This window comes from Pedobacter soli (assembly GCF_900101435.1).
Taxonomy (GTDB): Bacteria; Bacteroidota; Bacteroidia; order Sphingobacteriales; family Sphingobacteriaceae; genus Pedobacter; species Pedobacter soli.
Genome location: NZ_FMZH01000001.1, coordinates 728,024 through 742,371, shown reverse-complemented (window position 1 = coordinate 742,371; position 14,348 = coordinate 728,024). Strand labels below are relative to the sequence as shown.

Below are 14,348 nucleotides of genomic sequence, written 5' to 3'. Positions count from 1 at the left end.
TATTTCCTATATGTAGTGCCGAAGGAAAGGTTGTACGCCAAAGCTGTAGATAAACACATTGAAAACCCATCTGACCAGAGTGGGTTTTTGTGATCAGCTCCAACGGGTTCAAGGTCAGGCCGTGATATAAGTATTGGAATTACTGATTCATAAAAAAGTACCAGCAGACTATGCTCTGTTATGCCCATTTCTCGGATCTTGAACTTGCCGATCTTTTAAAAGGGAAGGACGAGGGAGCGTTTACCGACATCTATAACCGCTATTGGGCAGTGCTTTACTGTCATGCCCGCAGACTGCTCCTGGATGATGAAGAAGCAGAAGACCTCACGCAGGAGGTGTTTCTGACTTTGCTGAACAGATCGGGTGATCTGGAACTGAGCTCACGCTGTCTGGTTACCTGTATAAGATTTCGCGCAATAAGATTCTTAATCATATCGATCACGATAAGGTAAGGGATAAATATATTTCCTTGCTGAATGATTTTGCTGAGGCCGGTCGGTATGAATCGGATTTCTTGGTACGTGAGAAGCAGCTTAAGGAGTTGATTGAAATCGAAGTAGCTGCACTGCCCGAACAGATGCGCAAGGCATTCGAGATCAGTAGGAACCATGATCTTGCCCATAAGGAAATAGCTGAACAACTGGGAGTATCTGAAGGGGTGGTGCGGAACAATATCAGCCGATCACTAAAAATCCTGCGAGAAAAGCTGGGTCCAGTAGTGCTGTTGTACCTGCTTCTGAAGAGATAGATACCGGTCCGGAAAATTATTTTCAAAAAATAAGCCACCGAAGGATTATATGAAATGTAGCTTAATTAATGGCGTGTTGGATCATTGGAAATTTATCCTCGCTATAGGAAAAAGTGTAATTTTGTAGAACTGTTGCCTGCTACGAGGTTGCCGTTGCCTTAATTGAACTGTGTGACAAGCACTATTCTATTTATGCCATCAAATGGTTTTAGTGTGAGAATTCGAGCGCAGCGCGGTTAACAGGATTCAAAGGATCACAACTCAAGGCTGATGATCGGATTATTACTCTCGAGCTCTGGTGTTGCTAAGTTATCTGTATTAATCGATGTAAGAGATTAGATGTTGAAGGAACCGTTTGAATGTAGTTTGGCTGCGTCAATTATTCACTGCTCACATGAGTATGAACCGTGTGGCGATTTTACCTTTGGAACTGCCCCGGTCAGGGTTTTTCTGATGGAAAGGATGAAGAATTGCAAAAAAAAACGGCTCGCTTGAATTGACCTAGATGTGATGCGGATTACTTTTTTTATCTTCGCTTACCTAATTATTTAATAATCCTAAATGAAGCGTGTTTCGAATATTGGAATTCATATTCCATCCAATGACGAGAATTATATCAGGCTTGACAGCATAAGTTCCCTTTCTGAAACAGATATAGCGATCTTTTCTCCTGACCTAGATAGTACCGCCTATTCTAGCTATGATTCACATTATTCCAGGGGAGTCTATGAGGGCAAAACGCTCTACAACAAAGATTCATCATCAAAGATTCTTGATCATACCAAGCACTGGCAAAGTGAGCTTCTCCATTTTGTAGAAAATGGTGGGACTTTGGTGGTGGTTCTATGTAAAAAACAAGATTTTTATATTTATTCAGGGACCAAATCAACTAGTGGTACCGGTAGGAATCAAAAAACCACAGAGCATGTAGCCCCATTTACCAATTATAATTTATTGCCATTTAGTTCTGTTGACTTCGCTTCGGCAAGTGGAAAAACGGTATACCCAAATTCAAGTCTGGTAACTGAGCTTCATAATAACTTTAAAGATTATTTTTCATTCGAAACATATATCAAAAGTGATGTTATTGGGAAAGGATCGACTTTTACTACAAAAAACAAAGACAGGGTGCTTGGTGCAGCGTTAACTTTGAAAAAAGGTTTCCTAGTTTTTCTTCCCAATGTGGACTTTGAGATCGATAAATTGACTCAATATAATTCTAAAACAGACAAGACAAGCTGGAATTCAGAAGGAATTAAATTAGGGAAGCTTTTTCTTAACTCTTTGGTGCAGATCGATAAGGTCTTACATCAAAAGCAGGATAAAACGCCTAAACCTAACTGGCTATCTGAGACGGCATATGGACTACATTCGTCCACGGCTACCCAGACCAAGATTTCGAAGTTAACAGAGGAAATTCTTAGAAAAAAGAAAGAGATAGCAGATTTACGAAATGAGCTAGCGGAACAGGATAGCCTTAAAGACCTGCTATTTGAGACGGGAAAGCCGCTGGAAAAAGCCGTTATAAAAGCTTTGATTATTCTTGGTTACAAGGCAGAAAATTATGACGATGGTGAATTGGAACTCGATCAGATTATTATATCACCTGAAGGGGAACGGCTTATAGGTGAATGCGAGGGTAAGGATAGCAAGGATATAGATGTGTCTAAATTTAGGCAGCTTCTTGATGGGCTGAATGCTGATTTCGAAAAAGAGGAGGTTAAGGAACGCGCATCGGGGCTGCTGTTTGGTAATCCGCAACGGCTAACATCTCCCAACGAAAGAACACTGTCATTCACCGCCAAGTGCCAGACTGGAGCCAAACGAGAGCAAATTGGACTTGTAAAAACTGCAGATCTTTTCCTGGTATGTAAACATATTCTTGAAAGCGGTGACCAGCATTTTGCTAAAACATGTAGGGAGAGTATTTCGCTGCAGCTTGGGGAAATAGTAAAATTTCCTGAGATTGAGTGATAAAAAACTTCAGTTTTACTGAGGATTTAATCTGGGGATCAAGGCGCGGCGATGAGATCTAGTTGAGTTTATCCATAAGCAGATATAACTCTATATGGCTTCTCAATGACTGTATCATCACTTTCTCTGTAAAGATAAAGCGTGTTGTATCCTTGATGATAGAACTGAGTTTCAAAGCTGATGTGATCAATAGTCTTACCATTTACGGTTTTAATGGAACAGGGGATTTACATTAATAATTGTACCGGGTGTTGAGGTCTGGATCAATTTTGAAGGTGAGCCAGTTCATGTCTTCTTTCCAGCAAAATTCAAAGCAGCATTTCCACATTTCTCGGCCTCCTTCCAGTGCTGCTCCCGTACAGAAGCGGTGGTCAAAACCAAGCCTCCTCAGTTCATCTTTTCTGATATGGCGGATTTCTCCTTCTTTTAAATTGTTAAGCCGGTATTGTTTCAGGACCCTGTAATTATTTTTAATGGTTTTGATGACATCGGGAAAACGTTTGTTTTCTTCGGCGCGGTCTACTGAGCGGATACGGCTATTGTAGTTGTTCTTGCAGTCTACGTTACAGAAGATTTTTCCCGCCCTGCCGTGTAGTATTTTATCGCAGTAGCGGCAGCGCGGTTTTTCGTGGGTGGGTGTTTCGTTGCTCATGGAAGTTGGTTTTTCAAGAGTTTCCTATATCTAATATCGGATAATTTTTTGTGGAAACCGTTATGTTGTTTGGTTATCAGATAAGATTTTTTTTTCTGCTGTTAATTTTTAGCACAGCGACCAACTTTGATGCGGATTAAAAATTAAAGGCATTATGAAAAATAACATTTTGACATCTGAAAGCTTCTCTAGGGGAAACAAACACTATTTTTTCGATTACAAACGGGCAATTAACAGTAGCAACTTTATCAGTCTTACCTTAAGTGAGGCACAGCATTGTGGTGGCTACGGTCGCCAGTCGATTCCTGTGTTTGAAGAGGATTTTGGGATATTTATCGAAAGCTTTTCTTCTCTTATAACCTCAATCATGCATTATGGTAAGGCATATGAGACGGTTCAGGATATGTGGGCTTTAGGGCAATATAAAGAGCGGTTAGGAGAGCATGGGATCAAGGGAATGCAGGAAGGGGAAAGACCAAGGGAAAAGATGCTGGAGCGAGGAGCAGGTAGGATGACAGATTCTGAACTGCTGGCCATGTTGATCGGCTCGGGTACGCCGGGTGAGAATGCGATCGAGCTTGCCCATAGGATATTACAGAGCGTGGAATGGAAGCTCAAGGGACTTGCTGCGCTGGATTTTTCCGGACTGTGCCGGTTTTCAGGAATGGGGATTGCCAAGTCTTCTTCGATTATGGCAGCGATGGAACTGGGCAGGCGCTTGGGGCGGTATTGATTATGCTTAAGTCTTATACATCCTTAACCTTTTATTGTGGATTTGTGATGCTTTTATTTTAGGCTGATTTGTATTTAAAGCGGAATATTTCCAATGGATAATCTTTTTTAGCGGTAGTTGTTTTTGATCCTTTTATCGAGAACAGTACCGCTATTTGGTCGGTATTGCCATCCGGATTTTGGTTATGTGAAATTTTTCCAGGTGCCCCATATGTCCTGTTTTTTGATTTATTTCTCCATATCTGCTGGGTTTATTGTTGCAGAATATATAGTTTTACGCAAAAACGCTCTACATGAACCAGCACCTTAATATTTTTCGTTATTATAACGAAAGTAACTCTTCTGAATTTATCGAAAATAACCTAAGCAGGGCCTTTGCCATCTGTTTGGAAAGCGATACACTCTTTTTTAGTAAATACATTCAGGCCATTGTTGAAAAGGATGATTATGATTACCTGTTCAATCATTATGAAGATGGTTCGGTTTATCAGATTGACCTTCAGGTGAACACTAATTCTTTGGAAGTATCAGGGTTAAAGAAGGTTTATGCTGTTGCAATGACGGCCGATAGAAATCTTGATATGGGGGATTTTCTCTCGCTTGAGGCTTCGGTTTCAAAGGAAATCAATCTGACGGATGTACTCATTACCATCAAGGATATCGCTATAGTAATTGAGGTGAAGCGGAATACTTTTGACTGTAAACAGCAGCTTTTTGACCAGGTTGTGCCGCTTGTTTCCTCTGGCCAGCAGATAAGCGTCGTTCCTGTAAATTTTTCCTGGAAGCATACCATGGTGCTGATGGAGCAGGTAGCCAACCTGATGCAGTTCAGGGGAGGGAGATCGAGGATGCTGGACGATTTTATTGCTTTGGCTGAAATAAGATATCCTTACTGGTTTTCCAGCCGTCCGTTCCATCAGTTGCCGTCCTTAGCCGATAGTTCGCAAAAATCGGTTCATGCGAGGAATCTCCGGTTAAAGCAGATCATTAATCATTCGGCGCAGAAAATACTGGATTATGCCGACCGAATGGCCATAGGTATCAATTTTGGATGGGCGAGCGAGATCATTCCTTTTTTTCAGCAGCACCGGGGAGATGATTATGTGGTTTTTACCATCTGGCCGGGTAATACCAAGTCCCAGGGCTATCATATTTATGATAAACCGCTTAGCTGGATTGAGCGGAAATCCTTGATGATCGGGGATATAAGTTTTGAACTTGATTTGGAGTACCATATTAAGTTTTGCCATTTTAACCGCTTTGTAACCTCACTTGATTTTGGTCCGGAACAGCTTTTGAAGCCGTTGAACACTGCGAAGAATTTTTATGATAAATCTGGTAAATGGGATCTGAAGGATTGGAACGAGTTTGAATTGCTGATGGATGAGCACCTCAGGTCGGAGTTCAATTGGCGGGAGAAATGCGGCTTTGATAAACACTTTGTTAAGACTGATAGAAATTATTTCACGGTTTCGTTCGGCTTTATGGTTGATTTATATGTTCCTTATAAGATTTTTCAGCAATTAGATACTGATCTGAACAATTATTCAGCACCTTCGGGTTTTATTGATCAATTGGTAGACGCTTATTCCCATTTATTGGACCGGTCTTAAGCAAATTATATTCCTTATGCAAGAAGTTAAGAATAAATCTGGGGAAAGAATTCCCATAGATGGCGAACTGGAGCGTTTTGCGCTACATTTATCCCCTGCGGACAATAAAAGGATTATGTTTTCGGCAGGTTTTGGTGCTGGTAAGAGTTATTTTCTGGACTCTTTTTTTACTGCCCATAGCGATAGCTACCACTCGGTTCAGCTTTATCCGGTAGATTATTCGGTGAGTTCGAACGAAGATATTTTTGAACTGATCAAGTTTGATCTGCTCGATGCGTTACTGAAAAGATATGCTGAAAAGATCAAGCTTAGCGAAGAAGATATCAGCCAGGGCTTGATTACGCAGGAATTTCTAAGGAGCGAGGTGAACTTTTATAAGGTGTTCAAAGTTTTTGCCAAACATTTTATTCCTTTTGGAGAAGCTGCAACCGATACGTTGGATGCCCTTAAAAAATTGTTTGATGCCCATAATACCTTTTCGGGTGAAATTAGGCGTACCGGGACTGATAGTGCTGAGGAATTTATCAAGACATTCCAGCGGAAGAGTGGTAGTGTAAGGGAATTGGATGGTACTACGCTGCTCATTCGAGATTTCGTTTCCAGGGTGCGCGGGGATGAAGATAAACCGGTTGTACTGGTTATCGATGATCTCGATAGATTGGATCCTGAGCATATTTTTAGGATATTCAATGTATTTACTGCTCATCACGACAGTCGTTCTGAGGAGAATAAGTTCGGTTTTGATAAGGTGGTTTTCGTGTGTGATGTGAACAACATTGAGCATATTTTCCATCACCGGTTTGGGCAAAAGGCTGAATTTTCCGGATATATAGATAAGTTTTATTCACGGGAGATTTTTCAGTTTCGGCATCGGGATTTCCTTAAGCAGCTTTTTCATGATGCCTACCTGCGTCCCAGGTTGAATACCGCCCAGCAGGATGAACTGGCCAGAGTCTATGTTCAGATGTTGGATAAAGGACATAGGTTCCAAAAGGTTCTTATCCGTACTGTCGGTGAGATGATTGATATAGATGCAGTGAGGATCCGTAGTCTGGTAAAGTTCTCTGTTTATGAACTGGCTGATTATACTTTTAGCTATAATGAACTCAGGATGCAGGCTTTTGCTTATCCATTGTTATCGCTGATCCACCTATTGAGACAGCTCTTCCCCAGGCTAGAGGACCTGGATGCGGCTATCGCTGAACTTGCTGGAAATTACCATTCAGATTATTCGGTAACACCGAAGGCTTTTGATGATGGAGGCTATGCCAGGGAACTCATCAATTATTCACTTCCTTTCATCAGTCCAGACACAATCTTTACTTATAACATCACTTCCGGAGAGCGGGAAATGAATGTGCTCAATGAAAAGGGCAGGGGGTATGTTATTAAATACCGCTTGACCGAAGATTTTGAGAATGGCGGCGGAAAGATGGAGTACATCGTAATGTATAATCCGGATCAGGTTGGTGTTATTTATAGGCCAAATCCATTTCATTTGTTTTTACACGCTTTCCGTTTTTGCCGTCAAAACGGGCTTTTACATTAAGTCGGTTAACTAAAATACATTTGGGAGGTAGGATATTTATTATTTGCTGAATTTTCTAAATGCACTTACCATCTGGAAGATATAATAGGAAACAATGATCCGACTGAGCAGGTCGAACAGATAGATGATTTTGGGGGATTGATCTATGTTCTCCGTTAAGTCTTTGATACGGTGGGTGGGGTTGAGTAGCACGATCCACATTTTCAGATTCTCCAAGATAACCCAAAAACTGATCTCCAGGTCTTTCCAACTGGAAGCGAAGTGGTTATAGTCGAGTTTGTCTGATGCGAGAAAGCCGACTGGGATATAGCTAGCCAGTGAAAAGACGACTAGGCCGGTCAGTGCGCGAAGCCAGCTCTGGCCGTAATTATTGCTTGCACTGCTCCAGAGGATCAGGTATTCACTCCATTGCCTGGGCCGCTGGTGGGTTACGGCCTGCTTGTAATAATAGAGTTCGTGGCGTTGAAATTCTAGGGACTGGGGCGTATCTCCCTGTTTTTGTGAAGCAAATTTTAGCTGGCGGTAAATTTCTCTCACTGCATTCAGGCGCTGGTAGAGGACCTCTCTTGCAGCAGTAATTTCGTATCTTTTTCCACTTCGTTTTGCTGATTTAAGGGTTTCATTGGCAGAATCGATGCGATGGTTTTCCAGCTGTGAAGGACTGAACCAGGTTAAATTTGAAGTGGAAATGTCGGTGAGTACCACATTGTGCAGATCGATAAGGTCGTAGGAGTTAAGGTCGCTCTGAAAAAAAAGTGCTTTGCCCAGATGGGTATTGTTCATCTTGACCGCTGAGCTCCTGATCAATAGTGGATCTTGGTCGTCTGCCCATTGGATTTTGGAGGCCCGGAGTCCTGAAAAGATAATTCCGCCTTGATTGTTGGTTTCACAGATGGAGGGCTCATTGACTGCTACATTGGTGAAACTGATGTTTGCACTGTTGTTATAACCCTGCATAAAGATTTTTCCTACATCCAGGTCACTAAAATTGAGGTTACCGCTAAGGTTGGGGGTTAGTTCTAAGATGATCATTTTAACAGGGGAAGTCCATTTGCCGTCTCCTCGTGCTCCTTTTACGATCAGTCCAGAGGCAAACCGGCAGCTGTCTATAGAATATTGCAGGATCCCGGAATAACCCTCATGAACTAAAGCATTGTAGTCGATAAAAAAGGCGCGTTCGAAGTGGCTGCCAAAAAGCCTGAGCCCTCCATGTTTATTAAGCAGGCCTTTAATATGCACCTCACCGCGGAAAAGTCCATCGTGGAAAAGGATATTGTTTCTGATGATCTTGTTGTAGAGTTCCAGTCCTTTGGAAAACGTTCCAGGACCTGTGAATTTTAAGTTTTCAGCACTGCCGTACTCAATTAATGCAGTTTGTTGTATCTGGCAGGATGCTAAATGTATATCTGCTTTGATCTGGCATTCTTTGATCAATAGCGGACCTTCTAGGTTGCATTTTTCGAGCATAATTCCTTGGTGCTGTGTACGGATTTTCTCCAATATCAATGGGCCGGAGAATTTACAGTCTTCAAAATGGATTCCCTCATGTAATTTACATTCTTTTAATTCTACCTGGGCTTTAAAGACGCAGTTCTTAAACTTGATGCTCAGTTCTTCGCCCCAGATAAGTTCTTGATAGGCTTCAACCCTCAGGGATGAAAAGCTGATAATCTGGTTAAAGGTACATGCCTCAAAATAGATGCCCAGGCCAAGATCTGTTCGGTGGAAATGAACCTGTCCGGTAAATTCTGCCCGGCGAATATGCATGTACTGGGCTTTATATTCGCTTTCATTGATTACCAGATCTTCGACTCGGATGTCTTGGATCAAATCCTGCAGGTTTGATTTTGAAAACTTGGATTTGAGGTCGTAAAAGGTATCAGTGGACATGAGCGAAAATTATGGAATTAAAAAGTTAAATCTGTGTGAAGATATGAAATTGGTAGTAAAATGAAAGTTTACTATGCTGTTGGATTTCACAGGATTTGTAGTATAATTTGCTTGGCTTGTTTGACTGAATTGAGGGCGGATCTATCGGAACCAACTCAGGCATGGAAAATTGGGTCAGGAAAAAAAATAGCATGCAATTTCTGACATTTGGAGCGGACTGATGAATAATTCTGTATTTTGGGTGAAATTAATCTTTTATGACCGCTACTCAATTTTTAGAACTTGTTAAGAATTTCAAAACTGGTACCGGAATCAGGCTGCCTAGAATCGAATCCGGTGCTTTTAAACAGAACATCGGAAAAATAAACCATATTATCAAAAATGAACGGTATGGGGAAATCATTGCCATTGAACAAATTCCGATTTCGCCAAGGATAAGTGAAAATGCTATTGTTCTCCGGGACGGCATTAAAATACTAGTCAGTCAGCGGAAGAAAATTGCTATGCCAGAAGAGGTATCAGAGGTACTGTCATTTGATAGCGAGGGCAAGCTTTTTTGGGATCAGCATGTGTTGATCAATGAATTTCGTTCCAGGGTTGTCCAAATTGGTTTAGAGAAAATAGCTGGTGAGATCGCTGCAACCTGGCATGATATTTTTTCATTTAAGGCGGAGAAAAAGAACAGCAGCGGGGAGATAACAGATTTTGGATTCCGTCCACCACAGCTTGGGGCCCTTCATGCTATCGGCAGCCACTGGAGCTTATATCATAGCGCTGGGACTTTGGTCATGCCGACCGGAACTGGAAAAACAGAGACCATGCTGGCTACAATGGTAGCTTACAATCCTGGAAAAATACTGGTTGTTGTACCCTCCAGGGCGCTCCGAGCACAGACATTTGAAAAGTTTTTGACCCTGGGACTGCTCCGCAAGCTTGGGAATATTGGTTTTGATAGCTTAAACCCAATTGTCGGAGTGGTTACTTCGATACCTAAAAGCGATGAAGATCTGACCATCTTTGATAAGTGCAATGTAATAATTGCCAGCATGGGGGCTTTGAATGAAGATATTCATTTTCAGTCATCCAAGAAAATTGCTTCTAAAGTTGATGCGCTCATTATCGATGAGGCCCACCATATCGCAGCTCCCACCTGGACAGCCTTTAAGGAGTTTTTTCAGGAAAAGAAAGTGCTGCAGTTTACCGCAACACCTTACAGGCGTGATGGAAAGCTTGTTGATGGTAAGGTCTTATATGAATATGCGCTACAACAGGCCCAGGTAGATGGGTATTTTAAGAAGATAAATTTCTATCCTGTTCATCAGATTGATGATCTCTTATCAGATTCTGATATTGCAAATGAAGCGGTCCAAATCCTGAAACAGGATCTGACTGCAGAATTAGATCATATTTTAATGGCAAGATGTGCCGATACAACACGCGCGGGAAAAGTGGTTGAGATTTACAGGCAGCTTGCTCCGGAATTAAACCCAGTGCTGGTACACTCTGTTGAAAAGGGGAGCGAGGCATCATTGAGAAAGATCTTTTCAAGGGAAAGCAGGATTGTGGTTTGCGTGAATATGTTGGGAGAGGGATTTGATCTTCCGCAGTTGAAAATTGCTGCGGTTCACGATATCCATAAAAGTTTGGCTATTCTTTTACAGTTCACCGGTAGGTTTACCAGGACTTCGGCAAGTAAGATAGGAGAGGCCAGTATAGTTGCAAATATAGCACGGGCTGAAGTATCGCTTGCCCTGGAAAGATTGTACAGTGAGGATGCTGATTGGAATATTTTGCTGAGTGAAATGAGCTCTCAGGCGGCACGTTCCCATGCTGAACTGATGAAGTTTCTAAATGAATCTAAGCAGTTGGAAGGAGGACAGGATGGTGTGGATGCCCAAGAAATATCTCATCATTTGTTGAAGCCAACCTTCAATACCATGATTTACGAATGTGAAAAATTCGAACCAAAAAGATTTCATGAAGGGGTACCCGATAATATGTCGGTACAACGCGTCTGGTTGAATGATGAATCCAAGACGATATATTTCGTGACCAGGGTAGATTTTCCATTAAAATGGACCCGGTCTAAAACGATTAGGGATACAGAGTGGCACTTGTTTGTTATCCATTATGATCAGGAACGCAAACTAATATATTTTTCTTCAACGGAGAAAACGAATTTCTACGATAAGATGGTTTCGGCGGTTGGTGCGACAAGACAGATTAGGGAGGAACAGATATTTCGGACCTTGGGCAGGATAAATCGGTTGATCTTTCAGAATATCGGCGTGAAAAAAAATGGGCGGAGGAATCTTCGTTTTGCCATGTACGTGGGAGGGGATGTTGTTCAGGCTTTGGCACTGACTGAGAAAACCGGATCAAGCAAGTCCAACCTGAGTGGTACCGGTTGGGAAAATGGAGCTCCTGTCACTATTGGGTGCTCTGCGAAAGGTAGGGTATGGGCAAGGGATCCTGGCAGTATTCCAGAATTGATCCAATGGTGTGAAAACGTAGGGGATAAGCTGCTGGATGAGAGTATAGATCCAAGTAAAATTATAGATAATGTATTAATACCGGAGGAAGTCGAAATTTTACCGGCAATAAGGACACTTTCGATTGACTGGCCGATGGAACTGTTGAGAAAATCGCAGGAAAGAGTCAATATTTATGATAGCCATGGTAAAGATTTTACCTTATCATTGATCGATATAGATGTTGCAGCAATGCGGAAATCTGTTAATGAAATTGTGTTCACTTTAAGTTATAATCAGGAATCTGTTTGGGCAACATTTGTGTTGACTGTAGGTGGGAAAGATGGTTTTTTGGTTGGCGAACAAGGTGGGGACAAGCTTAAGATAAAGATGGGAAGGAAGGATCTTTTCCTATCCGAATATTTTTCGAACTATCCGCCGTTGATCCGTTATATTGATCTTTCTGAACTTGATGGAAACCTCTTGATCAAACCTCAGAATCCCCGTGAATTTGAGCTGCCGGAGCAAATTTTTGAGCCTTGGGATTGGAGAGGGGTCGATATATCGAAAGAGTCGTTATGGAAAGAAGGAAATATCAGAAATGACTCCATTCAGTGGAGAGTTTCGCAGGCTTACATCGCTGCAGGATATGAGATCGTGTTTGATGACGATGCTGCAGGTGAATCAGCTGATTTGGTCTGCCTCCGTGAAGAGGCAGATTTTATAAGGCTGGCGCTGGTCCATTGCAAGTTCACTAAAGGGAAGGAACCTGGTGAGCGCGTGAATGATGTTGTTGAGGTCTGTTCGCAGGCCATACGGTCAACTAAATGGAAGTGGAAATTTAAGGATCTATGTACGCATATATTGGGACGGGAAACCAGGTTAGCTTCTGCGATAAGACAGAGTAGGTTTTTGACCGGTAATGCAAATTTGGTAAATAGGGTTAGTCAGGTAAGTAGGTTCAAAGAAATTAAGCTAGAAATAATTATTGTCCAGCCTGGAATTTCTAAGGCCAATATTTCCCCAGACCAAAAGATAGTACTTGCAGCATCCCATAGCTTTTTGCAGGAAACTGTTGGTATAGAGTTACAGATTATATGTAGTGATTAACATGATTTTCATGCTGATCGGACAGTTGGAACTAAGGGGAAACGATCTTAGGTATTCAGAAAAATTCTACAGATAAGAATCCGCGATTGAGGGAAATACCATAGGCCTGATGAATACTTTAGATCAATACGATAGACAAACGAAAGGAACTTAGGGGAAAGGGAGCGCAGCTGACAACTGCCGAAAAGTTATATCTGAGTGCTTTTCATGCAGACGGAAGTGAATATCTGTTGCCTGAAAAAAATATCAGAGATACCCGCAAGTTCCTTTGAATGAAAGCGGGAAAATGCATTATTTTTGAGAATGGATTTAACAGCTCTTATCAGGATTTCGCGTGAAAATATAGAAGAATATACTCCGCTGCTCAGAGAAGTCGAAATAAATGCCGAAGAAAACTTTTCTGATATGGAACTGGGAGCCGGACTTGTAAATGAAGTAGTGGAACTGTTCCATAATGCATTCGGGAAAGATCCTGGTCGTTTTGTAAGAGAAGTTTTTTTGGAAGGAGCAGCGCTGATCAAACTTACTGGCGATCACCAGCATTATATTTATCAGCAGTTTGAAGAATTAAAAAAGGCTGCTCCTGACAGAAATTTTCAAATTAGGTTGGTCAATCTATATCGGAGCACGGTTTCGGATATGTATGATCCCTATTTGTCGATTATCGTGGGCTGTCTACAGTTTATAGAAGGGATATTTACATCCATCAACCAGGCCAATTTGAGCGGGTCCGAACACAATAAACTGGAGTTTATTCAGTCCAGAATGAAAAATTCCAAGCTGTTTGAGGGGTATTTTTCCATTATTAGAAATGCTGTGTCGCATGCTGGTACCCATGGAATAAGTTACGCTGAAGGTCACATCGTTTTTCGTAACATCAAGCGTTCCTCAAACCCATTTGTTTCGGCAACAGCGAAAATCAGCAACCATGAGTTACTGGCTGAAATACAAGCTATGATCAACTTTACCACCGCGATCGATGTGGCCAGAAATGTCTTCGGGCTGGATATAGGCAATATGATTGTAGCAGATAAGAAAATCGCTTCGCATTTTGCCAATCATCTTGCGGATAGAGAAGCTTTTGAGTTATGGCGGGCGAGGTGTGATCAGTATCATGAAAAAATATGGGTTGATGGGGCATTAAGCGAGGAGGAAAAGATCGACAAAATTGCAAAGTTGTTCACTGCGGCCTGCACAGATAATGGACTTGAGGCAATCAGCGTGACATTAAAAAAAGATCCCAAGATTCTGGTAATAAATATTCCGTATCAAGAAATTGATCATTCCGATGAAAATCTTGTCGTTGCCCGGATAGTGAAGATGATTAAATACTGCATTATTGCTGAGCCGGTATTTTGTTTTAGATATTCGTCTTTTCTTGTACAAGAAGAGGAAAAAGAGGGAAAGGATTCTTTACAGGTTTGGCTGCAAGGCAACGATCTGAAGGAATATTGGATAAGGAACGCAGATATTCATGACCTTATCGTAGACGGTAAAATCTATAAAAATAAAGAATACCTGAATGTCACAGTGGACTTTCAAACGCTGGAAGAACTTGAGATGAAATCATTGGTGAATAAGAACAGAAGAAGGAAGCCACGTGTATGAT

Annotated in this window: 10 protein-coding genes; 8 read left to right on the top strand and 2 right to left on the bottom strand. The window is 41.7% G+C overall.

The genetic code is table 11. The features are described from left to right. Positions 1–170: 170 nt before the first annotated feature. From BLR37_RS25700 to BLR37_RS02935, 3 genes are all read left to right on the top strand, one after another. Positions 171–452, top strand: a complete 282-nt coding sequence (locus BLR37_RS25700; RefSeq protein ID WP_090764362.1) for an RNA polymerase sigma factor — start codon at positions 171–173, stop codon at positions 450–452. After that, positions 386–748: a sigma factor-like helix-turn-helix DNA-binding protein gene (locus BLR37_RS25070; RefSeq protein WP_143009522.1), complete on the top strand. Its 363-nt coding sequence runs from the start codon at positions 386–388 to the stop codon at positions 746–748. Before BLR37_RS25700 ends, BLR37_RS25070 begins: the two co-directional genes overlap by 67 nt. Before the next feature lie 561 nt (positions 749–1,309). After that, positions 1,310–2,722: a hypothetical protein gene (locus BLR37_RS02935; RefSeq protein WP_039471873.1), complete on the top strand. Its 1,413-nt coding sequence runs from the start codon at positions 1,310–1,312 to the stop codon at positions 2,720–2,722. Between the two features lie 232 nt (positions 2,723–2,954). On the opposite strand, the gene BLR37_RS02930 is transcribed toward BLR37_RS02935, so the two are convergent. Then, the gene (locus tag BLR37_RS02930) at positions 2,955–3,374 is read right to left on the bottom strand and encodes a hypothetical protein (RefSeq protein ID WP_039471871.1); all 420 of its coding nucleotides are present in this window, start codon (positions 3,372–3,374) and stop codon (positions 2,955–2,957) included. 154 nt (positions 3,375–3,528) lie between these two features. Here BLR37_RS02930 and BLR37_RS02925 point away from each other — a divergent pair, with 154 nt between their 5' ends. From BLR37_RS02925 to BLR37_RS02915, 3 genes are all read left to right on the top strand, one after another. Then, the gene (locus BLR37_RS02925) at positions 3,529–4,107 is read left to right on the top strand and encodes a UPF0758 domain-containing protein (RefSeq protein ID WP_052265934.1); all 579 of its coding nucleotides are present in this window, start codon (positions 3,529–3,531) and stop codon (positions 4,105–4,107) included. Between the two features lie 292 nt (positions 4,108–4,399). Continuing rightward, positions 4,400–5,719 (top strand): hypothetical protein, encoded by a 1,320-nt coding sequence (locus tag BLR37_RS02920; protein ID WP_090764359.1) that lies wholly within the window; start codon positions 4,400–4,402, stop codon positions 5,717–5,719. Positions 5,720–5,735: 16 nt separating this feature from the next. After that, the gene (locus BLR37_RS02915) at positions 5,736–7,268 is read left to right on the top strand and encodes a P-loop NTPase fold protein (protein WP_052265933.1); all 1,533 of its coding nucleotides are present in this window, start codon (positions 5,736–5,738) and stop codon (positions 7,266–7,268) included. Between the two features lie 39 nt (positions 7,269–7,307). On the opposite strand, the gene BLR37_RS02910 is transcribed toward BLR37_RS02915, so the two are convergent. Beyond that, positions 7,308–9,158 carry a hypothetical protein gene (locus tag BLR37_RS02910; protein WP_090764356.1) on the bottom strand — a complete coding sequence of 617 codons (1,851 nt, stop codon included), beginning with the start codon at positions 9,156–9,158 and terminating at the stop codon, positions 7,308–7,310. Positions 9,159–9,415: 257 nt separating this feature from the next. Between BLR37_RS02910 and BLR37_RS02905 the strand changes: the two genes are divergently transcribed. Next, positions 9,416–12,739 carry a DEAD/DEAH box helicase gene (locus BLR37_RS02905; protein WP_090764353.1) on the top strand — a complete coding sequence of 1,108 codons (3,324 nt, stop codon included), beginning with the start codon at positions 9,416–9,418 and terminating at the stop codon, positions 12,737–12,739. A gap of 303 nt (positions 12,740–13,042) precedes the next feature. Then, positions 13,043–14,347, top strand: a complete 1,305-nt coding sequence (locus tag BLR37_RS02900; protein ID WP_090764350.1) for a hypothetical protein — start codon at positions 13,043–13,045, stop codon at positions 14,345–14,347. Position 14,348 lies beyond the last annotated feature (1 nt).